This is a genomic window from Shewanella sp. 4_MG-2023, from assembly GCF_030548015.1.
Classification (GTDB): domain Bacteria; phylum Pseudomonadota; class Gammaproteobacteria; order Enterobacterales; family Shewanellaceae; genus Shewanella.
This window is the reverse complement of record NZ_JAUORL010000002.1, coordinates 114,909-138,083: the sequence shown is the minus strand read 5'-3', so window position 1 is coordinate 138,083 and position 23,175 is coordinate 114,909. Positions and strand designations below refer to the sequence as shown.

At 41.2% G+C, this 23,175-nt stretch carries 23 protein-coding genes; 12 read left to right on the top strand and 11 right to left on the bottom strand.

Annotation, left to right across the window (positions count from 1 at the left end; all coding sequences use genetic code 11):
* Positions 1-42: 42 nt before the first annotated feature.
* The 5 genes from murU (at position 43) to Q4546_RS01575 (ending at position 3,754) form a co-directional block, all read left to right on the top strand.
* A complete protein-coding gene (murU, locus tag Q4546_RS01595) occupies positions 43-741 on the top strand; it encodes an N-acetylmuramate alpha-1-phosphate uridylyltransferase MurU (RefSeq protein ID WP_102475564.1) in 699 nt (232 codons plus the stop codon).
* 107 nt (positions 742-848) lie between these two features.
* The gene (djlA, locus tag Q4546_RS01590) at positions 849-1,625 is read left to right on the top strand and encodes a co-chaperone DjlA (RefSeq protein ID WP_303445557.1); all 777 of its coding nucleotides are present in this window, start codon (positions 849-851) and stop codon (positions 1,623-1,625) included.
* A gap of 59 nt (positions 1,626-1,684) precedes the next feature.
* Positions 1,685-2,299 carry an outer membrane beta-barrel protein gene (locus Q4546_RS01585; RefSeq protein WP_102475563.1) on the top strand — a complete coding sequence of 205 codons (615 nt, stop codon included), beginning with the start codon at positions 1,685-1,687 and terminating at the stop codon, positions 2,297-2,299.
* Positions 2,300-2,313: 14 nt separating this feature from the next.
* Entirely contained in the window at positions 2,314-3,264 is a 951-nt protein-coding gene (locus Q4546_RS01580; RefSeq protein ID WP_303445556.1) for a D-2-hydroxyacid dehydrogenase, read from the top strand.
* Positions 3,265-3,295: 31 nt separating this feature from the next.
* On the top strand, positions 3,296-3,754 hold the full coding sequence (locus Q4546_RS01575) for a hypothetical protein (protein ID WP_102438840.1): 459 nt from the start codon (positions 3,296-3,298) through the stop codon (positions 3,752-3,754).
* A gap of 179 nt (positions 3,755-3,933) precedes the next feature.
* On the opposite strand, the gene purT is transcribed toward Q4546_RS01575, so the two are convergent.
* The gene (purT, locus tag Q4546_RS01570; RefSeq protein ID WP_102438838.1) at positions 3,934-5,130 is read right to left on the bottom strand and encodes a formate-dependent phosphoribosylglycinamide formyltransferase; all 1,197 of its coding nucleotides are present in this window, start codon (positions 5,128-5,130) and stop codon (positions 3,934-3,936) included.
* 231 nt (positions 5,131-5,361) lie between these two features.
* On the opposite strand from purT, the gene Q4546_RS01565 reads away from it, so the two are divergent.
* Together Q4546_RS01565 and Q4546_RS01560 are read left to right on the top strand one after the other, a co-directional pair.
* The gene (locus tag Q4546_RS01565; protein WP_241900959.1) at positions 5,362-5,757 is read left to right on the top strand and encodes a DUF3302 domain-containing protein; all 396 of its coding nucleotides are present in this window, start codon (positions 5,362-5,364) and stop codon (positions 5,755-5,757) included.
* A 2-nt stretch (positions 5,758-5,759) separates the two neighbouring features.
* A complete protein-coding gene (locus tag Q4546_RS01560) occupies positions 5,760-6,905 on the top strand; it encodes an HlyD family secretion protein (protein ID WP_303445555.1) in 1,146 nt (381 codons plus the stop codon).
* 83 nt (positions 6,906-6,988) lie between these two features.
* On the opposite strand, the gene Q4546_RS01555 is transcribed toward Q4546_RS01560, so the two are convergent.
* Complete coding sequence (locus Q4546_RS01555) at positions 6,989-7,576, bottom strand: DUF4136 domain-containing protein (RefSeq protein ID WP_102438834.1); 588 nt, start codon at positions 7,574-7,576, stop codon at positions 6,989-6,991.
* A 210-nt stretch (positions 7,577-7,786) separates the two neighbouring features.
* Here Q4546_RS01555 and Q4546_RS01550 point away from each other — a divergent pair, with 210 nt between their 5' ends.
* Entirely contained in the window at positions 7,787-8,095 is a 309-nt protein-coding gene (locus Q4546_RS01550) for a DUF1289 domain-containing protein (protein ID WP_102438832.1), read from the top strand.
* Positions 8,096-8,241: 146 nt separating this feature from the next.
* Here Q4546_RS01550 and Q4546_RS01545 read toward each other — a convergent pair whose 3' ends face one another.
* The 7 genes from Q4546_RS01545 to glnD form a co-directional block, all read right to left on the bottom strand.
* Positions 8,242-9,528, bottom strand: a complete 1,287-nt coding sequence (locus tag Q4546_RS01545; RefSeq protein WP_102475561.1) for an ATP-binding protein — start codon at positions 9,526-9,528, stop codon at positions 8,242-8,244.
* A gap of 17 nt (positions 9,529-9,545) precedes the next feature.
* Entirely contained in the window at positions 9,546-10,259 is a 714-nt protein-coding gene (locus Q4546_RS01540) for a winged helix-turn-helix domain-containing protein (RefSeq protein WP_076541172.1), read from the bottom strand.
* Entirely contained in the window at positions 10,259-10,678 is a 420-nt protein-coding gene (locus Q4546_RS01535; RefSeq protein ID WP_076541170.1) for a DUF3019 domain-containing protein, read from the bottom strand. The genes Q4546_RS01540 and Q4546_RS01535 overlap by 1 nt, the downstream gene beginning before the upstream one ends.
* Before the next feature lie 2 nt (positions 10,679-10,680).
* A complete protein-coding gene (locus tag Q4546_RS01530; protein WP_102475560.1) occupies positions 10,681-11,556 on the bottom strand; it encodes a MipA/OmpV family protein in 876 nt (291 codons plus the stop codon).
* Positions 11,557-11,706: 150 nt separating this feature from the next.
* Complete coding sequence (locus Q4546_RS01525) at positions 11,707-11,994, bottom strand: hypothetical protein (protein ID WP_102475559.1); 288 nt, start codon at positions 11,992-11,994, stop codon at positions 11,707-11,709.
* A gap of 41 nt (positions 11,995-12,035) precedes the next feature.
* Positions 12,036-12,527 (bottom strand): YcxB family protein, encoded by a 492-nt coding sequence (locus Q4546_RS01520; RefSeq protein ID WP_102519350.1) that lies wholly within the window; start codon positions 12,525-12,527, stop codon positions 12,036-12,038.
* A 32-nt stretch (positions 12,528-12,559) separates the two neighbouring features.
* A complete protein-coding gene (gene glnD / locus Q4546_RS01515) occupies positions 12,560-15,205 on the bottom strand; it encodes a [protein-PII] uridylyltransferase (RefSeq protein ID WP_303445554.1) in 2,646 nt (881 codons plus the stop codon).
* Between the two features lie 139 nt (positions 15,206-15,344).
* On the opposite strand from glnD, the gene Q4546_RS01510 reads away from it, so the two are divergent.
* From Q4546_RS01510 to Q4546_RS01495, 4 genes are all read left to right on the top strand, one after another.
* Positions 15,345-16,049: a 16S rRNA pseudouridine(516) synthase gene (locus Q4546_RS01510; RefSeq protein WP_102438817.1), complete on the top strand. Its 705-nt coding sequence runs from the start codon at positions 15,345-15,347 to the stop codon at positions 16,047-16,049.
* A gap of 121 nt (positions 16,050-16,170) precedes the next feature.
* A complete protein-coding gene (locus Q4546_RS01505) occupies positions 16,171-17,130 on the top strand; it encodes a LysR family transcriptional regulator (protein WP_303445553.1) in 960 nt (319 codons plus the stop codon).
* A gap of 367 nt (positions 17,131-17,497) precedes the next feature.
* Complete coding sequence (locus Q4546_RS01500; protein WP_303445552.1) at positions 17,498-19,789, top strand: OmcA/MtrC family decaheme c-type cytochrome; 2,292 nt, start codon at positions 17,498-17,500, stop codon at positions 19,787-19,789.
* 496 nt (positions 19,790-20,285) lie between these two features.
* Complete coding sequence (locus Q4546_RS01495; RefSeq protein WP_102438811.1) at positions 20,286-20,912, top strand: GPR1/FUN34/YaaH family transporter; 627 nt, start codon at positions 20,286-20,288, stop codon at positions 20,910-20,912.
* Positions 20,913-20,984: 72 nt separating this feature from the next.
* Here the strand turns inward: Q4546_RS01495 and Q4546_RS01490 are convergent, their stop codons facing one another.
* Together Q4546_RS01490 and Q4546_RS01485 are read right to left on the bottom strand one after the other, a co-directional pair.
* Positions 20,985-22,511, bottom strand: coding sequence for an MFS transporter (locus Q4546_RS01490; RefSeq protein WP_102438809.1), 1,527 nt, complete (start codon positions 22,509-22,511; stop codon positions 20,985-20,987).
* A 177-nt stretch (positions 22,512-22,688) separates the two neighbouring features.
* The gene (locus Q4546_RS01485) at positions 22,689-23,024 is read right to left on the bottom strand and encodes a PBPRA1643 family SWIM/SEC-C metal-binding motif protein (protein WP_102438807.1); all 336 of its coding nucleotides are present in this window, start codon (positions 23,022-23,024) and stop codon (positions 22,689-22,691) included.
* Between the last annotated feature and the right edge of the window lie 151 nt (positions 23,025-23,175).

Here is a 23,175-nt window from a genome sequence, read left to right as displayed (position 1 = left end):
GTTAATATACACAGATAAGCTTAACCTTATGGACATTAAAATATGAAAGCCATGATTTTGGCTGCGGGTCGTGGTGAGCGATTACGACCGCTTACAGATTCACTTCCCAAACCTTTGGTTGCAGCAGCGGGTAAACCGCTAATTGTTTACCATTTAGAAAAGTTAGCCGCCGCTGGCATCAAAGAAGTTGTCATCAACCATGCTTGGTTAGGGCATAAATTAGTACAAGCGCTAGGCAATGGCAGTCAGTGGGGGCTCACTATTAACTATAGTGCTGAAGAGAACGCCTTAGAAACTGCTGGCGGTATTAAACAAGCCCTAAGCCTATTAGGTGACGAAGCTTTTTTGGTTATCAATGGCGATATATATATCGATGAACTGCCTGATATCACCCAGGCAATGGCACAATTAAAAGCAGAACCCGCATTAGAGGCTTTTTTATGGTTAGTTGATAATCCTCAGCATAACCCAGAAGGTGATTTTGCGATTATTGGAGCGCAATTAGCGCAAGCGGGTGCCAATAAGCTAACCTATTCAGGCATGGGGATTTATCATCCCAAAATGTTTGCTGACATTGGCGCAGGTAAGCAAGCCTTAGGGCCATTATTACGTCACAAAATGGCTGATAAAAAGATTATCGGTAGTCGTACCAGTACTTACTGGTGTGATGTAGGTACCATTGAGCGGTTAGACTTGTTAACAAACTACTTGGCAACAGGCACCATATCGGCAGAAACGTAAATTGTAAGCAAGCCGCAGTAAGCACATGACGACATGCGCCATAAATAACCAGTCGACATAGACTGTGATGAGCTCAGCAGTAAGACAAATTAACAACAGGAAGATGAATGCGTATTTGGGGTAAGGTTTTCGGTTTTATTATCGGCTACATGTTTGGTAAAGGTTTCGGCGCCCTATTAGGGCTTTGGCTTGGGCATATGTACGATAAACGCAGTGGTTTTGCCGAGATGCTGCGTAAGGGGCATCAGCGTCAAGCTGAGTTTTTTAATACAACCTTTACAGTTATGGGCCATGTTGCCAAAGCTTCTGGCCATGTGACGGATGTGGATATTCGTATTGCCACTATGCTGATGGATCAAATGAAGTTAACTGGCGATGCAAGACGTGATGCGCAAACAGCATTTAGAAATGGACGCGATGCCAATTTCGACTTAGTCAAAACCCTGCGCGAATTTCGAGTGATGACCCAAGGTCGCCGTGAAATATTACAAATGTTTCTTGAAATTCAAATTCAAACCGCACTGTCTGATGGCGAATTACATAGCAAAGAAAAGCAGATTTTATCAACCATAGCCAAAGAGTTAGGGTTAGGCCAAGCTCATTTGGATGCGCTACTTAATCGTTGGCAGGCAGAGTTTCACCATCATCAAACGGCTAATGGCAGCCACATGCAGCTTGAAGACGCTTATTCACTATTGGGTAAGCAGGAGTCTTCCAGCGACCAAGAAATCAAACGTGCTTATCGAAAACTCATGAATGAGCATCATCCAGATAAACTGGTCGCTAAAGGTTTGCCACAAGAAATGATGGAGCTGGCAAAAAGTAAAGCTCAAGACATTCAATCTGCTTATGAAACAGTTAAAACATCTCGAGGAATGAAATAAGCGCAGGGGTGGTAAACACAATAATCATCATTAAGAAGTGATGTTAATGGGAGTTTTCTATGCAATATAAAGCGACTGTGAGTCTAGTAAGTTTGGCGTTGTTAGCAACCTCTGTTCAAGCTGAGGTGTTTGTTGCTCCTTTTGGCGGTTATAGTTTTGGCAGTACAGAATTTGACATTGGCGATCTGAATAGTCAGCAAACAGATAAGCTAAAAATAACCGAATCTGAGCATTATGGCTTTATGGCAGGAGTCACGACCAAAGACCCAGGTAATATCTACTTTCTGTATAGCACGCAAAAAACTGATTTGAGAAGCAATGCTTTTAGTGCGGATGTCTTTACTGATCTTGATGTTGATTATTTCCATGTCGGTGGAAGTTTATTTTTCCCCAATGGCCGCGTTAAACCTTACGTTACCGTCACTGCCGGTGTCACGCACATGCGACCGAGCAATGACTTTTCAACTGAAACCCGTTTTTCAATGGGATTTGGCGGCGGCGTAGCCTATGACATTACCTCTCAAGTGGCCTTATTTGCCGATGTAAGAGGCTACGCTACATTCGTTAACTCAAACAATAGCTTTTTCTGCGGCCCCAATGAATGTGTGTGGAATATTTCTGCCGATATCATGTGGCAAGGGCAGGGCAATATTGGTTTAGAGGTTAAATTTTAATTAGGTGACCGAACATGAAAATTGTTGTACTTGATGGCCATACATTAAATCCGGGTGATTTAGATTGGTCATCGTTAGCTGCGCTGGGTGAGCTTAGCGTTTATGAACACACTATGGCGGCAGATATTATCTCCCGTAGCAAAGATGCCGATATAATTTTAACCAATAAAGCGGTAATCAATGCTGAGGTGATAAGCCAATGTCCACAGCTTAAATACATAGGTGTGACGGCAACAGGTACCAATGTGGTTGATATCGCAGCGGCTAGCGCGCAGCAGATAGTTGTAACCAATGTGCCTGCTTATGGCCCTGATGCTGTGGCGCAAATGGTATTTGCTTTAATACTGCAACATACCCAGCAGGTGGATTTACATGATAAAGCAGTAAAAAAAGGTCAGTGGAGTCAATCAAGAGACTTTTGTTTTACGCTTTCACCTTTAGCATCGCTAAAAGGTAAAACCATAGGCATTGTTGGCTATGGTGATATTGGTCAACAAGTGGCAAGGTTAGCGCTGGCATTTAATATGAATGTGTTAATTAACACATCGACACCCAAAACGGATTTACCTGCAGGTGTTCAATGGCAGACGCTCAATAAGTTATTAAGCCAGTCAGATATCGTGTCGTTGCATTGTCCGCTTAATCAAGCCACTGATAAAATGATCAATGCTCAAAGTCTTGAGTTGTTTAAGCCTAACGCTTTATTGGTTAATACCGCTCGAGGCGGTTTAGTGGATGAAGTAGCATTGGCAGATGCGTTAAATGACAACCGCCTTAGCGCTGCACTTGATGTGCTTTCAAGCGAACCGCCAATGGCTGATAACCCGTTATTAGCGGCTAAAAATACCATTATTACCCCTCACATCGCTTGGGCAACAACAGAGGCAAGGCAAAATCTGTTAAATATTGCCGTGGATAATGTGGCGCAATTTTTAAAAAACAGCCCATGTAATCAGGTTACTTAGCCAGAAAAACAAATAAGGATATTTGTGCAATATGAGTTTATGGAAAGCGCTTTACGATGTATTTGAAAAAGAGCATGCGCGGGTTGAGAAGCATAAAGGCCAGCAACGCGCGCTGTTATTTGAAATTGAAGCCAATATCAATTTTATCGCTGTAGGGCTAAAACAGGGTCTTAGTGCTGATCAAATCGTGGCAGGAATTGATGTCGATGTGTTTAAGCAATCAATGATACAAGGTTATGACTTTAATCGTTTAACTGCTAATAGCTTATTGGCCAAGGCCATTATTGATTACCCTGAGTTTGATAAATATATCGGTAAAAGCTCTGATGAGCTGGTTGCCAATGTTTACGGTAAAATATTTGTTTTGCAAAAGTTGATGATAGCGGGGCGTTTCGAGCAAGGTGGTAAACTTAAATCCTTATTAAGGATGTTAATTTTAGTGTTATTTCATTTGCAAGGTAGAGCACTGCCTAAAAGAAAAAGCAGCTAACTGCTTCATAAGCCCTTCAAGGTGATGTTAATACCACATCGAATTTATCCAATAAAAAGCCTAACCTTAGTACTTTATGTGCTTGAGGTTAGGCGTTTATGTCTACAGCGAGCAATCATTAACCTAGGTCACAAAGCGTAATTATGACGTGGTAATAGGCGAGTTATCATAGTGTAAAGCTAAAATATAACCTTAACTTTTGCCGCCGATGCTATGGCTTTCGTTATGGCATTATCAATATTGTTATCACGGGCTAAGGCAACACCCAGACGGCGTCTACCATCAATATCAGGTTTACCAAACAGCTTAATTTGGGTATCCGTTTGCACTAATGCTTCAGCAACGCCTTGATAGCGAATATTTTCAGACTTTCCTTCAGCCAGAATAACCGCAGAGGCACTTGCGCCATGTTGCTTAATTTCGGTAATAGGCAGGCCTAAAATAGCCCGAACATGCAAAGCAAACTCAGATAAATCTTGGCTGATAAGCGTGACTAAACCAGTATCATGGGGTCTTGGTGATACTTCTGAAAAGTAAACATCATCACCTTTGATAAACAGCTCAACACCGAATAAACCATAGCCGCCTAACGCGGTTACTACTTGCTCACCAATTTGCTGCGCTTTGGTAAGTGCAGCTGCTGACATTGCTTGAGGCTGCCAAGACTCACGGTAATCACCGTCTTCTTGTCTGTGGCCAATGGCATCACAATAATGAATGCCATTGACAGCACTAATGGTCAGCAAGGTGATTTCATAATCAAAATCAATAAAGCCTTCCACAATCACTCGCCCACCACCCGCGCGGCCACCTTCTTGAGCGTATTGCCAAGCTTGTTCAATTTGCGCATTGGTTTTTATCACGCTTTGACCTTTACCTGATGAACTCATTACAGGTTTAACCACACAGGGCTGACCAATTTGCTCAATTGCGGCAGTAAACTCAGCGAATGTATCGCAAAAGAAATAAGGCGATGTTGGAATACCTAAGGTTTCAGCGGCTAGGCGGCGAATGCCTTCTCTATCCATGGTTAACTGAGTCGCTTTAGCTGTTGGAATGATATTGATGCCGCCTTTTTCTAACTCAACTAGGGTTTGAGTAGCGATAGCTTCAATTTCTGGGATCACTAGATGCGGTTGTTCTAATTCAATAACGTCTCGTAATGCTTTTTCGTCCAACATGTTTACCACATGAAAACGATGTGCAATTTGCATGGCTGGAGCATTAGGGTAGCGATCTACGCCAATAACTTCGATGCCAAAGCGTTGTAATTCGATAGCGACTTCTTTACCAAGCTCACCACAACCTAGCAGCATGGCTTTAACTGCACCGTCAGTTTCAGCGGTACCAAAGGTGAAAGGGACATTGTTATTCATTATTTAACCTTGTAGGGGGAAAAAATAGCCGAGGCAGTTTACCTTTTATTCGTATTTGATTGATTAGCTAAACCGATAAGTGTGTAAAAGATCACGTGAAAACTCTTATTTTTATAGCGAATAAAGCACTTTAATTGGTTATTTTAGCTATTGCCTTGTGTTATCTTGAGGTTGCCAGTTTGTTGATTTTGGTTGTTATTTCTTTTGCTTTGATTGTGATAGGAGTGTCATATGTTTTTGGATTATTTTGCTCTAGGACTGCTGTTTTTTGTAGCATTAGTTATTTTTTACGGTGTTATCGCGATTCATGATATCCCCTATGAAATTGCTAAAAAGCGTAATCACCCACAGCAGGATGCTTTGCATATCGCTGGTTGGGTCAGTTTATTTACCCTACACGCTATTTGGCCATTCTTATGGATTTGGGCAACCTTATACCGCGAAGATAGAGGCTGGGGCTTTAGTGATGGTAAGAAGCGAGAGCTTATGTTGGAAGGTGAAGTGAAAGAATTGTTAGATAAGGTTAATGACCTAAATGAGCGTTTAATCTCTATTGAGTCGCCATCGGAACAAGCAAGTGTCACCGATGCTGTTAAACCTCAACCGCAGCCAGAACAAGGAGCGTAGCGATGGATCTGTTACTGATATTAACCTATACCGCTTTATGTGTGGCGATATTCAAAATTTTTAAAATCCCACTCAACAAATGGACTGTGCCAACGGCGGTGTTAGGCGGAATAGTATTAATTGGTACTTTATTAATACTGATGAACTATAACCATCCTTATACTAAGTTTGCCCGTGAATATTTCGTTTCAATCCCAATCAATCCTGCAGTAAAAGGCTTAGTGGTTGAAGTCAATGTTAAGCCCAATGTCCCTGTCAAAAAAGGTGAAGTGCTATTTAGAATCGACCCAACCCCTTTCATTGCTGTCGTTAAACAAAAAGAAGCGGCACTGGAAGATGCACTGCAAGCCGTGCCACAATTAAAAGCCTCATGGGATAGTGCGATTGCCCGCGCAGCGCAAGCAGAGGCTAATCGTGACAGAACCAAATCTGCCTTTGAGCGTTATGATGAAGGTCGCCGTAAAGGTGGTAGAAACTCGCCATTTTCTGAAATTGAGTTAGATAATAAACGCCAATCATATTTAGCAGCAGAAGCTGCTTTTAAATCGGCGTTAGCGGAAGAAATCCGTTTTAGACTGGCATTTGAGTCAAACATCGACGGGGTAAATACTGATGTAGCTGTGGTTAAAGCCGAACTTGATGCCGCTATCTTTAATTTAGAACAAACCGAAGTGAAAGCACCAGTTGATGGCATAGTCACTCAAATGGCGTTGCGTCCGGGGGTGATGGCTGTGCCTATTCCGCTGCGACCCACTATGACATTTATACCTGATGAAGACCGCTACTTTGCTGGTGCATTTTGGCAAAATTCATTACTGCGCTTAAAAGAAGGTGATGAAGCGGAAATTATCCTTGATGCTATGCCTGGCCAAGTACATAAAGGTAAAGTCGTTAAGGTATTACCTGCAATGTCAGAAGGTGAGCTGCAATTTGGCGGTGCGCTGCGCTCTTCAAATGAGTTATTTAAGCGTGGCCGGGTGTTAGTATTAATCGAGTTAGCTGACGATGAACTACGCACCAGCTTGCCTGCAGGTGTAGCTGGGCAAGCGGCAATTTATACCGAGCATTTCACTCATGTTTCGATTATTCGTAAAGTGTTATTGCGGATGCAAGGTTGGCTCAATTATCTGTTTGCTGAAGGGCATTAGTGATAATGTGATTATTCTTTTATAAAAAAGTCCGCGATTGCGGACTTTTTATTTTAGCAACTTATAAAGAATAAGATTAATTGTTATTTTACAGCAGCCTGAGGCGGGAACTGAGCCAGAATGGTATTAATGGTTTTGGTCGTTTCAGTGACTTTTTCATTACCACCAGATTCAAAGTCATATTCATCAGTGCCGCGCCAGATGAGTCGGTTATCTTTTAAATCTATAATATCAATTTGAATCACTTGGATTTTAGCGCTGTCACTGCCGATGGGGATTCCCATGCTAGTACCAATCCCAATACCACCATTACTGCCACTAGTACCAGTACCTAGACCAATAGAAAGCCCTGAGCTTTTTGGTTTGTCCTTGGTTAAAAAGGCGTAGCTGACGCCAAAGTCACCAGTTATGTCATTACCAGTGGCTTCACCACTCACGGCTAAGTCATTTTCTACTTGCTCGATAAAGTTTTTGGCTAATAAATTGGCACGTATACTGGCTCTGATCCGCTCGGCGCTAAGTTGATCCCCTTGATTTGACACTTCAATAAAATGAAATCGTTTTAACTGACTAAAGTCATATTTGGTATCAAAGTCTGACTTTCCTGTGGTGCTTTGGCAGGCGCTTAATCCTAGTAGAAGTAACATTGTAAATAACGCACGAAATAGCATAAGTGGCTCCGGTTAATCAATGAATCTGTTTGTTATAGGATGTTTTCTTGAGCGAATTAATAATCAGCTTAAATCAAAAGCCTGCAGTAAACCAATCTTACACAGAATTCGTCGGTCAAATAACCAGCGCTGAACATGGCTTTTTGGTTAATTAATGCTAAGTTAGAAGCATAAAACTTCAATTTTGTCGGAGAGAAACGTCAGTTAAATATGGAACAGTTAAGTTTTTTTTCCGTCCCAAGCCCTTGCATAGGTGTGTGTCAAACTGATGCGCGCGGATATTGTAATGGCTGTTTGAGAAATCGAGATGAGCGTTTTAACTGGCTGCATTTTTCTGATGCACAAAAGCATAATATTATTCGCTTATGCCAGCAGCGAAAGCGCCGCCGACAATATGCCAAATTTAAAGCCCATCAAATAGCGATAAAGCAGCAGCAAGCTCAGGCTAATCCACAATTTGACTTTGATGAACAAACTGATGATGACAACATTGATTTGGCTGATTTTAGCTTAGATTAGTGATTGCAACCTTGTGGTTTTAGGTAGGCTTTAGCTGTAATTAATATTATTGAGTTTGATGTGGTGGGTCTATTACAGCCTGCGCCGCTAACGGCCAATCTCCATTATTTCTATCGTCAGCTTCAGCGTTAAGCTAACCATTGAGATTAATGTGCGCTTTCTGCAGCTAGTTCGCGTTTACTTTTTGGCCACATTAAAGTGAAACAAGTGTTGTCATCATCACTGGTTAATGTGACATCGCCTTTGTGGCGCAACATGATGCGTTTGATAATGGCTAAGCCTAAACCATGGCCTTTATTGCCTTGGTGCTGTGACTTACTGCGATAAAAAGGCTCAAATAATCTTTCATGATCTTCTTCAGGGATCGCGGGACCATCATTAGATACTGTTAGGAGCAGGTGTTGGTCATCTTCAGACAAAGACACAACAATTTCATTATGGGTGTAGCGTTGGGAGTTAGTAACAAGATTTTGAATCGCACGCTCAATCAGCAGTGGTTCTGCCATCACATATAACTCACTATACATATGCTTAAATTTAATCGGTTTATCGCTTAATGGGGTTAAACGCGTGATCAGCTCTTCTGTAATGGACACTAAGCCGCAGCGCTCTAATGTGGGCTCTTGTTGCACTTCTAAGCTGGCATAGGTCAATAGCTCTTGCAGTAAGGTTTCCATTTCTTTGATATCAATTTGCATGTCATCAAGAAATTGCTGGCGTCGTTGCTCATCGCTATTGGGCAAACAATATTGTGGTAGTAAGGCTAAAGCAAACTTTAACCGTGCTAGCGGGGTTCTGATTTCGTGTGATACGGCATTAGAGAGGTGTTTTTGGTTTTCAATTAAATCACTGATATGCCGCGCCATGTCATTAAAGGTGTTGGCTAACGGTGCGACTTGAGAGCCGGGATTGAGCTCAATACGGGTATCCCATTTGGCTTCACCAAAGTTTTGCGTGGCTTTTTTAAGGGTTTTGAGATCTTTGGATAATGGCCATACCCAAATTAAGGCGACAAAGGCCAGCATCAAATAAAAGAATATCGTAAAAATATTACGCAGCAACCCGCGGGGATCGATATCTACTGGGCCTGCCATTAACACTTGATCACCCACGGCAATAAATTGCAATTCGTGGCTGCTATCAGTGGTGGTGGTGACTATTTCATTGGCCAAGAATTCGACATTGCCACTTAAAGCAATTTCATCTTTTTCAAATAAAGCTAACGGGTAGGGGTGTTGCTTTTGAATGATTTTAAGCTGCGCTAAGCGCTGCTCTTTAGGTTGCAAAGACAATAATAATGCAAAGGCGATTAATGGCGAGTCAATGTTCTCGTATTCATCGACTTGCTGTTGCCAGAGGCTATCTAATGTCCAGCCTATACCTAAAAAGCTTAAGCTAAGTAATAGGTATAGGCTGATGAAGAGTCTTTTCAAAGTCTTCTATGACCTAATTAGTTATTCCACGCTTCAGGCGCGAATAAATAACCTTGTCCCCAAACAGTTTTTATTCTGAATGGTGTTTCGATACTATCTCCAAGCTTTTTACGTAAGCGAGATATGCGCACATCAATTTTTCTGTCTTTACCATCAAAATCGATATTGAGTAAGTATTGGTAGATGTATTGTCTACTTAATACTTGCCCCGCTTGTGACGCCAGTAACCACAATAATTCAAACTCATGGCTAGTTAAATCAACCTCGGTATTGCCTAAGCGAATCGCTTGGGTATGCGGGTCGATGCTTAACTTACCAAAGCTTAAACAATGAGATTCTGGTTTTGGCGGTTGTGCCTGACGGCGTAATAGGTTGTTTATACGTGCCACTAACAAGCTTGGGTCGACAGGTTTGACAACATAATCATCAGCGCCTAATTCTAGGCCTTTGATTTGGTCTTCTGGAGAGCCAAGCGCACTCATTAACAATATAGGGCCTGAGAAGTAGTCAGGTAATTTTTCACACAGGCTTAATCCATCAAGTCCAGGCAGCATAATATCAAGTAGTATGATATCAGGCTTGTAACTAATCAATCGTGTTAAAACGGTATCGCCACGTCGTTCAACTTCAACGTGCATATCGTGTGATTTTAGGTAGTCCACAATTAAGTTGGCAAGACGAATATCATCTTCTACCAACAGAACTCTATGAGTTGATGGGGGGGTTGCCATTAAAATAAACTCCAAGGATTTCGGTAACGTCTGCGAACTTTAGGTTCGGACATTGTGGTGACTTTTAGGATTACGTCCGCCAATTCATTATTATTATTTTTACTTACCAAGACAAAGTGAATGTCTTTATTGGTTTTTACTGAAAATTGCAATGAATGATCATCAGTAGAATCACTACACCAGCGACTCATTGCTTGATAGTTAGATTCAATACAAATGAGTTGGTCAGTTTTCAGTTGCCAATTTAGCTCAATATCCATCTCGCAATGTTTGTTTTGAGCGTCTTTGAGGCATAAATGAGGCGTAGCCGAAAGCTGTGCTTGCGTTTCAAGCGTATCAGCTTTGACGCAGAAAGCACTAAATATCAGTATTAATATACCGAAAAAGTGATAGAGGTTATATTCTTGTTTACTGAACAAGATTAGAACCTATATGCAGCTCCAATGAAGTAGGAGCGAGAGTAATTTTCATTAATAATTGGACTGTCAATAATTTCATCAGCTAACCGGGTGTAACGTGCCGCTAAAAGTAAATCCCAGCGTTGTGAAAGACTATAACGTGTCGTTAGCTCAATCGCTTTATTCCAGCCAGAACCTGGCTGATATTGCGTGTTCCAGTATAGATTTTCAGTTGATCTAATACCATAGTAATAAGCAATAACTTGCGAACTTTTCCAATCAGCTTCTAATGATAAATCAAAGCGGAATTTATCAAGAGCTAAAGAGTACGACCAACTGGCACTGGCTTCTTGTCCATTATGAACATTAAGTAAATCATGGGCTGCGGTGAGTCTTAATATACCTAATTTGCCGTACCAAAAAAATTCCACACCACCATATACAGTGAAGTGTCTGGTTTCAAGCTCATTTAAAACCTCAGGTTGTGATATACCTCTAGATTCTGTGAGATCCGCTGCAGGGAGTTCAACCGTCTCATCAAAGCTACTGGCTTGGGGTAAAAAAATGTTTGATGGGTCCCAGCGATAAAAGAAAGCACGCTCATCGCTATAACTGCTCGCGAGATTAAGGGTAAAACTTTCTTGCTCTACCAGGGTGTAGCCAAAATTGAAGTTGTCAAAAAACCAGCTTTCACCATAATAGGCGACGGAGGGTATGACATAGATAGGTATATCTTTATAGGTACTTACTGGGTTGGTTTTATTGCCCCAGCCCAAAGCTAGACTGACATCCCATTGACCAACCACAATGCAGTCGCCATCAATTTGACAGGTGTCTTCAGCTTGCGCTGGCTTGATACCAGCAATAACAATGGTAAGTATGAGCAATAATCGATACATCTAAGGCTGCTACCTAATCAATAAAACTTCAATAAACATAATGTTAACATTGTTCATTATTTAGCTACACTGATTTTACCTTAATGATACAAACTGATACTGGTGTGATTAATTTACATTAAGCCGTTTTTAACCAAAGGCGTCACGGCGTTAATTTAATTCTTGCTCAACTGGTTCAGTATTTGATTGTTCAATCTCTAGCGGTGCTTGCCTTTGATAGCCCATTTCAATTAACTGAGCATTGATGCAGTCGGTAATAAATTGCTGTTTTTCGATGGCTTCAATTTGTTCTTCAGCGGCCATATTTTCACAGGCCGCCGTTAATGATTTTACGGTATCCTCAGGGGCTGGTATTCCATTGGCATTGGTATCTGTGCTGAAAAAACTGCAGATAACAAGGCTTACGACAATACTTAAACTTAATGATGGTTTAGTCATAAATGTTCCTCTAAGTGTTAACACGTTATGTAAACAGATGCTTAGTTCATTTTTTTGCGAATAAAATCACTGCAAGTGTCATCTAAGCAGCGCTTAGAAACATAATGCTTGGTTAATTGGGTTGTGAGTAAAAAACCTTGGCTTGTTTCTGCAATGCGATAAACATCATCCCAAGCTAAATGATGATCAATATAAGTCGACTTTGAATGAATACCGTTATCGTCAATGGTTAAATTTACTGGGTTATTCGCTGACTTACTTATTAGTTGCCTCATTAACCACCAAGCGCGATTAAACCTAACTTGCAGTGCTTCAACTGCCCCTAAACCAATAAAGAAGTAAGCAACATAGGGGCTTAACTCGGTGATGGTCATTAAAAATCCAGCGACTAAAAATGCCACAGATTTTAAGTAACGCTTTGGACTGGTATTAATGACAACTGACTCATCGAAGGTTTCTTCAAAATGAGATCGATCTAAAATATATTCAACACTATAGCTATAAGCTGTTGTTTTTGTTTCGCTGGTAGACATGTATCGCTCATTGACAACATTAATTGAGATAATTATAAGGTTGAAGTGATCGATTTCACTAATTTTTCCTGTAAATCGGTTTGTTCTTCTTCTGAAAGCTGTGCACCGTATTGGTTGGAAAGGGTAAACACGTTATCAGCTCGCTCACCGACTGTGCTGATGGCTGCAGAATGAATTGTAAGCTCTAGTGCTCTGAATGCACTGGCTATTTGCCCCATAAACTCATGGGTTTCTAGCGCTAAAATATGCACTAAGGTGCGGTTAGCTTTTTTAGAGTGAATAAATTCAATGGTGGGTTTGTTATCAAAACTTTGGGTGTGTCTTAAAGGGCGCTTTTTCGGCGGCATTACATTATTGTCTATCACTTGACGTAGCTTGCTGGTGACTTGTTTGCGGCGCTGAGCACTGAAAATCGGTTTACCGTCAAAGTCGAGTACTTTAAAAGCTTCAACCACGTAACCGTCTTTAGTTTGTGAAATCTGTGCTTGCTTCACTGATATCTTCAAGGTTGATAGGGTATTAAACAGAGAAATAAACAAGCCTGCTCTGTCTTTGGTATACACAAAAACATCACTACAGCCTTTGACATTACTATCATCAACAATAATTAACGATTCAGAATCTGCTTGAGCTTGTTGCTGATGCGAAAGTATTCCTAGGGTGTATTTTGCTATTTCACTGGATTCTGCATTACCGAAAAAGGATAACGGCAGGTTTTTCCATAGTTTTTGAATAGCAGCAGATTGAGCCTGTATTTGGTGTTCATCTGTTAATTGTGAATCGGCATTGATGATATTAAGGGCTTCTTGTTTGTGCTCCCTAACCACGCTGCGCAGTTGCAATACATTTTCAAGACCATTCCTGAGGGCTTTACGGGTGCCAAAGTAGAGGTCGGTTAATAAACTGGCTTTCCAATCATTCCATAGATCATCATTGGTGGCTTGAATATCGGCCACCGTTAAACAATATAAAGCATCAAGTTTAGTGAGGCTGCCCACGGATTTTGCAAAAGCAGTAATGACATCAGGATCTTGAATATCCATACGCTGGGAGGTGATGGACATTAATAGATGTTGTTCCACTAACCAGCTAATTAATTGCTGCTGTGAGTTTTTTAAACCATGGAATTTGGCAAATAATTTGGCATCTACTGCGCCGAGTTCACTGTGATCACCACCACGTCCTTTAGCAAGATCATGAAATAGTGCGGCAAATAAAATGGTTTCTTTGGCTTGGAACCGAGCATAGATATCAGCGGCCAATTTGTGATCGTGACTAATGTCATCATGGGTTAGTGCATATAAGTTTTTTAGCAGTTTATGAGTGTGTTCATCCACAGTATAAGCATGAAATAAATCAAACTGCATCTGGCCAACCACTTCACGCCATTGGGGTAAATATGAGGTAAGGATGCCATGTTGATGCATTAAGGTAATTGCCAGCCCCATGCCTTGTGGGTGCTTGAATAGTTTGACAAACAGTTCACGGCAGACATGAAAGTCTTGTAAATCACCCATTAAACGACGACGTACTTGCCTGATCAATCTTAAGGTCTCAGGGGTAATGCCTTTTACTTGTTGATGGTATTCGGCAATATAATAAAACATCCACATGATCTGCGGTCTATCAATAAACACATCTTGATTTTTTGCATTTATTTGGCCATTTAAGATCTCAAAATTGTCATTGATATCGATACAATTATTGTGTTTCAGTGGCGATATCTCGCGTTGGAAATAAGCCATCAACATCAGGTTTAATTCACGAATACGCTTCATTGCTCTAAACAATTGGCGCATCATTTTTTCAATGGTGATATTACCGCTGTCACCAAATCCCAGTAGGCGAGCGACTTCAGCTTGATGTTGCAATAAAAGTCTATTTTCAGAGCGGTTTGACGCTTGATGCAATGAGAATCGCACTCGCCAAATAAAGTTTTGGCACTCCATTAGTTCTGCGTATTCATCAGCAGTTAAAAAATTAAGACGACGAAGATCTTTAAGATCGTCAATGGAGAAATGTTTGCGAGCTATCCAAGTAATCGTTTGAATATCACGCATGCCGCCAGGGCTATTTTTTAAATTGGGCTCAATATTAAAGGCGGTGCCTTGGGCTTTATGATGCCTGACTTGTTGCTCATTAAACTTGGCTTCAAAAAAGGCTGCGCTACTCCAAATACTTTCGCCATAGAGTTTGCTGATAACTTGGTGTTGATGGTTTTCATGGCCACAAATATTGCGAATTTCAAGTAAAGTGGTGGCGATGGTGACATCTTCTTTACAGGCGACAAAAGTATCATCTAGGCGCCTTACTGCATGGCCTAAATCTAAACCCAAGTCCCATAATTGAGTCAGAAAATCACTGAGTTTATTGGCATCATCGGTGGATAAGTTGTGGTCATGAATAATACAAATATCGATATCAGAAAAAGGGTGTAGAGTTTGCCTGCCGTAGCCACCGACAGCATTGAGAGAGATTTCTTTTGTATCAAAAGTAAACTTTTGCCAAATATGACTGAGAAGTTTATCAAAAAATTGAGCGCGAAATGTCAGGATCTCGGTAATTGGGCTACAACTAATCTGTTGCTCTAGCCAAATATCAAAATCAGTAATGGCTTGTTTTAGCTCTACAATACTCATATTTGGCTGTAAAATCGGATAGACTGGCTGCAAAAACATATCACTCCCTTTTAGATTCGCTCTCAAATAGGGTATGCGATTTAGTTTGCCAACTCAAACTATCCACTAAATTGATTAGTAATAAGTTAATTCTTTTAACTAGTTAAATAAGAATAAATCACTTAAATTGAGCTTATAAATGCAAAGTAAACGAAGTCGTTTAGATCAGTTTTTAGCTAAAAAATTACAGCTACCTAAAAAGGCGGTAAGGCTAATTTTACTGGCTGGGCGGGTCAATGTTGATGGTGAGACTTGTAAAGAGATGGACCATCAAATTAATGAGTTTACCGCTATTATGCTTGATGGTGACTTTATTCAGAACCAGCAAAAACAATACTATATGTTACACAAGCCTGTGGGTGTGGTGAGCGCGACAAAAGATGATATTCATCCCACGGCCTTGTCGCTATTAACTGGCGTCAATATTGAAATGATGCATATTGCTGGTAGGCTTGATTTAAATTCTACTGGCTTACTGTTAATTACCAATGACAGCCAATGGTCGCAAGCTTTGATGTCGCCTGAAACCAAAGTAAACAAACAGTATTTGGTGACGTTAGAAAATCCCATTGATGACTCATATATCAGCGCTTTTAATCAAGGGATGTATTTTGGTTTTGAAGATATCACCACTTTACCGGCGCAACTTGAAATCATCTCAGAGTATCAAGCACGGGTGACGTTACAAGAGGGTAAGTACCATCAAATTAAGCGTATGTTTGGCCGCTTCAGGAATCCGGTGATTGGTTTACATCGTGAGTCGGTGGGCAATATTAACTTGGATAAGCAATTGTTAGTCGGGGAGTTTCGCTCGCTCACTCAAACTGAAATCAATCTTAAGTAAATCTTATAAAACCTTAAAAAAACTTAAATTAATTCTATAAGGTTGGGCTTGATCAAGTTTTGCTTGTTACAACTATGTTAGATTAAGCCTAATATTAACAAGGTTATTACTAGGTAATTGCATGGATTTCAAAGCGCTTAAGAAAATCAGCGAATTAGACGTGTTCTGTTTGTTGGTCTTTAAAACTATTTATGAAACAGGCTTTGCTAACCTTGCAGCGAAAGAATTAAACGTTTCAGCTCCTAAAATAAGCCGTTGTTTAACGGCGTTACGGTTAACCTTTGATGATGAGTTATTTTATCGACGTCAACAAGGGTTAAGACCTACCGCGCTAGCAGAGCACCTTTATAAGCCCATATGTAGTTTTTGCGAGTCAGCCTCAAATATTGAACGCATCGTACATGAAGGTAACTGTACTAATTCATCAACCGTGCTCAATATTGCGGTAACTCCCATCATTATGACTTCACTTTCAATGGCGCTTGGCAGCGACGACATAATGGATAAGTTAGGTAAAGTCAGAATGCATATATGGAATGAGCATTCTGAAGAGTTGATCCACCAAGGTGACATTGATTTAGGGATTAACCTTGGCCCAGCCAGCGCCAGCGATTTATTATCTGAAAGCCTCGGTCATAGTGATTCCACTTCGATTGTGGCTAGAACGAATCATCCTATTTGGGGCTATGATGCTATAAGTTTAGATGACATAGCTAACTATCCCTTTTTGCTGCTCGATACCAAGGGGTTTAATGATAAATTAGATTTCTTCCAAATTTACTGCCGTCAATCAGGGATTGAGCCGCTTAATATCAGTCGAGTTAGTTCCATTGAAGAGTGGTTTTGTCACTTGTTGACCATGCGAAGTTTCAGCTTTATAGCCACATCAGAAGCTGCAGTGTTAAATCACTTTAATGCACTACGTGTTGAAAGCTTACCGGAAACCGAAAGAGAAAAATTGCTTGGCCATGGCGCCGCGCCGCAATACCACCTTATTGAAAGAACCTCCTCATACCGCCGCTATTGTGATGACAGCAGAAAGATTATTATTAATTCAGTGCTTAAGTTAATCGCTGCCTAAATCGCTTATGTGCTATTTAGCCATTTCCCTGTGCTGGGGGAGCTGCCGCTGAATATCATTTTAATGGGCTAGAGAAGCGCTATGGCTGTCGAGTCATTCACCTTGAACTGTGCATTTTTTATGCTTGTTTCCACCATTCTTTTAGCGCAAATCTGTTTCGTTAATAACAATCATTATCAGTATAAAACTCAATAACCTATACAAATTTCATATATCGAAATTGCCAACTTCGATTTGTAAAATTGCAAGATCTAAATCTTTAAATTTCAGTCACATATATGAAACTCTTTTGATACATCTAAAGGGGTATCTTTTATATTAAAGTTACTGCAAAGCAGAATTTAATACCTATAAAGGGGATCTGATAATGAGAACATATAAAAAATCGATTCTAGCGGCGGCGTTAATCGCTGCTATCGGACTAACAGGTTGTAGTGATGGAGATGATGGTAAAGATGGCGCCCCTGGAGAACCCGGCGCGCCAGGAGAACCAGGTGCACCAGCGGGAAATGTTGTTGATACAGTAGCGGGTGCTGCTGATTTTGTGTTGAGCTTAGCCCCTGCAGATATCGTGGTAGTAGGAGGTGATGATTTTGCTATCAAATTTACGGTAACAGGCAAAACAGCTAAAGGCGAAGATGTGCCCTTTAGTGGCTTAGACAAAGTAGCGCTTTATGTGATGAATCAAGCGGCCAATACCACGGATACTGGCGCGCCACTATTGTGGGAAAGCCATACCCTAACCAATGAATTTGGTTCAAGTATGTATTGTACGCCAACAGGTATGGCAGAAGCCCGCGGCGGCGCAGAAGTTGAAGCTTGTACCTTAGTTGAAGATGAAGCAAACCCTGGCACTTACACTGGTACTTGGGAACATGAAGGCAATGCACCGGTTGTGCTTGCAGATGGCGATGCCAATAACTTACATCGCGTTATGGTTCGTAGCTATGATGTTGTAGACAGCACTGGTGAAGGCATTGCAGACAAGCTTCTTTCTACTCCGGTTGATTTTATTCCAGCAACAGGTGAGCTAGCTGTATCTGAAAAAGATTCAGTGTCTAACGCCTCTTGTATTAAGTGTCATACTCAAATGGATGGGTATGAAGCCACTGATATTCGAATTGCCAATATTGGTGCCCACCATAATTATCAAAAAGTTGAAAATTGCGTAGCCTGTCATAATCCTGCTTATGCGGGTGGAGAGGATGATCCAGAAAAAGGCTTTAACGCTAATTGGAATGCAATGATTCACACATTACACGCTGGTCATCATATTGACGATCTAGAAGGTGAAGCTGCAGAGATGTTTGGCGAAATTGGCTTCCCATCAGAAATAAATCAATGTACCGCATGTCATGATAACGGTATGCAATGGAATGATAATGTTTACGCAGAAGCATGTGTGTCATGTCATACCGATGTAGATTTAGCCACTGGTGAAAACCACCTAGGTATCGTACCTGAAAGTGATGCAGCCTGTTCTGGTTGTCATGGCGCAGGTAGCTTAAGCCCAATGCAAGCACATAATGTTGCAGCGAGAGCGATTGCCACTGATTCAATTGAAATTGCTTTAAATAGTGTGAGTTACACTGAAAGCGCAACAGTTGACATGGATGAAATGGTGATTACATTTGATGTCACTATTGATGGTGTTGCCGTTGAAGATGGTTTCGAGTTCACTAACTTTACTAAATACGATGAAATGAAAACCGGCTGGATAGACACTGATGGTACTTACTACGGTAGTGCTTCGGTTAAACTAAATGGTGTTGTTGCATCCGCTGGTCAGTTAATGGTGACTCAATTCGGTGAGTTTAATCTAGACGGAAAGAGTATTTCTGTAACGCCACGCTTCTCAGTATGTGCCGATTCAGAAGGCATGCTCATTGAGTGTTTAGATTCAAGCGGCGAAGCGCAATATGATGTTGGTTATGTAGCAGTCACTATGGCGCCAGCTTACTGGAATCTCGCCAATGCTGATGGTAGCAGTGCAACGATATCTCGCTTTAGTGACCCAGCACGGGTAACCGCTGATGAAGCTAAATGTAATACTTGTCATACTTCATTAGGTATTGCTAAGCATTACGGTAACGAACGTTTCGACCAATGTGTAGGTTGTCATAACGACACTTGGGGTGGTTCTTATCATGCGACTGTTGAATATAAAACAGATGCAGTTGATGAAAATGGCGACCCAGTATTTGAAACAATTGAAGGCTTAACCTATAGCAACCGTGACTTATTCACTGTCGCTCACCGTTTCCATTCAGGTCTTTGGGATGATAACCGTGGCTTCCCTGCAATACACTTAAATTCTGATATGGAAACACAAGGTTACCCAGCAGTGGCTACCGAATGTGCAGCTTGTCATAAAGATGATGTGAGTTTATTCGCAGCAGATGGTGGTCTTACTTCAGGTAAACGCGCAATTGCAGTAGATGCTGGTGCAACAATGTTCATTAGCCCAACCGCTGAAGCATGTCGTACTTGTCACGCTCACTCAAGTGCCTCAGCAATGGCTCACTTCAAGAGTAATGGTGCGATAGTTGAGGGCAATCCAGCTTCAATTGCTAATCTGCCGGTTGAATCTTGTGCAACTTGTCATGCTGAAGGTAAGACTTACGGTATTGATATAATGCATGCTGGAGGGGCACACTAGTTAGCAATAATAGATGTTTCATCAGCTATGAGATCCCCTGCTTCTCATAGCAAATAAACCACTGGGAGCCTTCGGGCTCCCTTTTTTTTCCTCAGTGTTTGCATTAACCCTTTTATTGATCCCAATGGCGTTATTATTCATTTTTGTGAGTCAGTGCAATTTTTAAACGTTCTAGCGTGTTTTAGTTTACTTATAAGCAGGCTTTAATGCTGATTTATTGTGAGTTAGATCGGTAGTTGGCAATATTTGTGAGCTGGCAAGCCTTCAAGTGTTCACTTGAGGGGTTAATGCCACTTTTTTATTTAACAAGCTGAAAAGCAACACTAATTAATCGCATTGTTTAGTGTGCTTATTCCTCAGCTCCCTTGGTTGCTAGTTTGATTGCCTCCTGCGGTTACATTATTATGCGCGGCGCTAAGATTAACCAAAGTTAATCTAGTGTGACGACACTATCGTCACTACTTACTTAATTGATTACTTCCTGTAGGGGAACTCAATGTCGACACCGCAGACAAATTCATACGCAAACCCAGCGCCACTTGGTTTAATGGGCTTCGGTATGACCACCATTTTGCTTAATATTCATAATGCTGGTTTTTTTCCAATTGATTCAATGATCCTTGCTATGGGTATTTTTTACGGCGGCATTGGCCAAGTGATTGTCGGCATCATGTGCTTTAAACGTGGCGATACCTTTGGCACTACAGCATTTACTTCTTATGGGCTATTTTGGTTAACCTTAGTTGGTCTACTTGTCATGCCTAAAATGGGTTTTGCGGCAAGTCCTGCAAGCTTTATGGGTTGGTACCTAGCGCTTTGGGGCATGTTTACTGGCTTTATGTTTATTGGCTCTATGCGTTACCCATTAGCCAAGCAAATTGTCTTTGGCTTGCTAACTATTTTATTCTTCCTATTAGCTGCGCGAGATTTTACCGGCAGCGAGCTAATTGGCACCATTGCTGGCTTTGAAGGTATTTTATGTGGCTTAAGCGCCATTTACTTTGCCATGGCGCAAGTGCTGAATGCTGAATATGGCCGGGTGATTTTGCCTGTTGGAAAAGTCAGATTTGCAGCAAGTAAAGCTGAAACCACTGCAGCACCAGCGTCGTTAAAAGCAGCGTAATACTAAATTAGCGCCATAAAAAAGCTGACAATGCTATGAATAGCCTTGTCAGCTTTTTTGTTTAAATTTACTTTAGCTCTGTTGCAGTTTAAACAACCACTTACCGTAAAGATAAATTCCTACTGCCGAAATTGTTCCCACCGCAGCGATAATATACCAAGCATTGCCGATACTGTGGGTGTTATACAGCAGCGTTGTTAGCTGCTGTGCAGGCTCACCGGTATAAGTCACTAAGGTTGAAAATGCTTCGCCTTGGGGGATTGCATCAACATCTGTTTGACTCATGCCACGCTCTGCAAGAAGCTGCAGTGAGAAAATCTCTTTTGAGGCATACATCTCATACAGTTTAGGCCCAAAGTAGCCTTCCAGAGTCCAGCCTATCCCTTGAGGTAACATCACAAAGCCTAAGTACATGGCTTTTTTACCTTCAGGGGCAATATTGCCCATAAACTCATTTTTCTTCGGGCTAATCATCATTTCGCCGAATGAGAACATTGCAATAGCCAGTACAATCATCCATGCAGCATTGGTTGCGCCAATGAGCACGAATGCCAAAATACTCAGTAAACAACCACCTAACATGGCAGTGGTAATACGATACTTAGCGGTAAGTGCAGCAACCAAGAAACAACTGGTCATGATCATACCAGCATTGAGGTTGAGCATACCTTCAGGCATCACCTTAGTACCAGTATTATCTAGGCCTAACCAAAACTGGAAAAAGCCGTTAGAGGTGCCTTCAGGGCCAAATAGAGAGGTGACAATCACGCTGGTATCAACCCATTCAGCAATATGAATAGGTAATACATCAAATAAGGCATTAAATAAGAACCAGAAACCAGCAAATACCAACATGTAATAGATAACAACGGGCTTTTTAAGCTCATGAAGCGCATCACGCCATAATGCTTCTTGTTTAATTTCGCCTGATTTGACTTTGCGGGCCCGCTCAAGTCGCTCTTCTTTACCTGGTTCTTTATAAGCTAGTAAAAATAGGAAGTTAAAAGAGATGATGGCAGCACAAGCGTAAAACACATTATCCCATGATAACTGACGCATATGTACAGCCACTAAAGGCCCAAGGAAGCCACCAATATTGACCACTTGATAGAATATGCCCCACGCCATTGAGGTGTTTTGCCGTCCGGTTGAAAGCACTAAGGTGCCTTGAATACCGGGTTTAAAGATCCCTGTCCCTGCGGCCAATAATATTGCACCAATCAAGAAGCCATAAAAGCTTGGAAACATCGCCATCACCAAGTAACCCATGATCTTGATTACTGTTGAGGCAAAGATGGTTTCTTTGTAGCCTACGCGATCAGATATCCCGCCAGTAAATACTGGAATGAAGGTTTGCATAAATGCCCAAATGGCAATAATGACACCGTAATCACTAAGGCTAATACCCAGCCCGCCTTCCGAGGTTGGTGTTTTAGCATATAAACCGGCACTGGCTTTTACCCCATAGTAGGCAATACGTTCCACCAGCTCCATGCCGCCGACAATCCAAAATATATAACTTAAGCTGGCAATAGATGCCCACATGCCCAGCTGTTTCACTTCTCTTAGGTCGTTGCCTGAGTGTGAACTTTCACTCATAAATCACCCTTATGATTATTATTATTAACAATAGGTCGGCAGACACTTTACCTAAATTAACCAAATTTACCAAAGTTACTGAGCAGGAATGTGATAATTGCGTTTCGGAGGGGGATTTTTTATACAAAAAAGCGAGCTAATCGCTCGCTTTAATTAATCTGATGTCACTTAAAGGACTTAGCCACAGCACTTTTTATATTTCTTACCGCTACCACAAGTACAAGGGTCATTACGGTTAATTTTGGCTTCTGCGGTGACTGCCGTTGGCTTGTTTAAAATACCCAGAAGTTCAAATATATCTTCAGCGACGTCACTGTTAACAGTAATAGTTGCGACTAGTTTGCTCTCTGCAACTAATGCTTCAACTTCAAGCTTACGCTTATCAGTTTGAACTGATAACTGTAAAGGAAGCGCTGCAGTGCCAGGTTTAGCTTGGCGTTTGGTGTTGTAACCACTTTCGCCATAGGCAGGTTTTGGCGTTTGACGGCCTTTGAAAAAGAATTTATCTGACATGTGTTGTGCCTGCCTATCGTTTTAAATGTCGAGTATTTGAACCAAGGTGGTAAACCAAGGCATTTGAAGCTAACTTAAGGTTGATAAGTGATTATAAGCTAAAGCTTCAAGACTCTTAAAATGGATGAAAAATATCTAGAGGCGAAGCTTA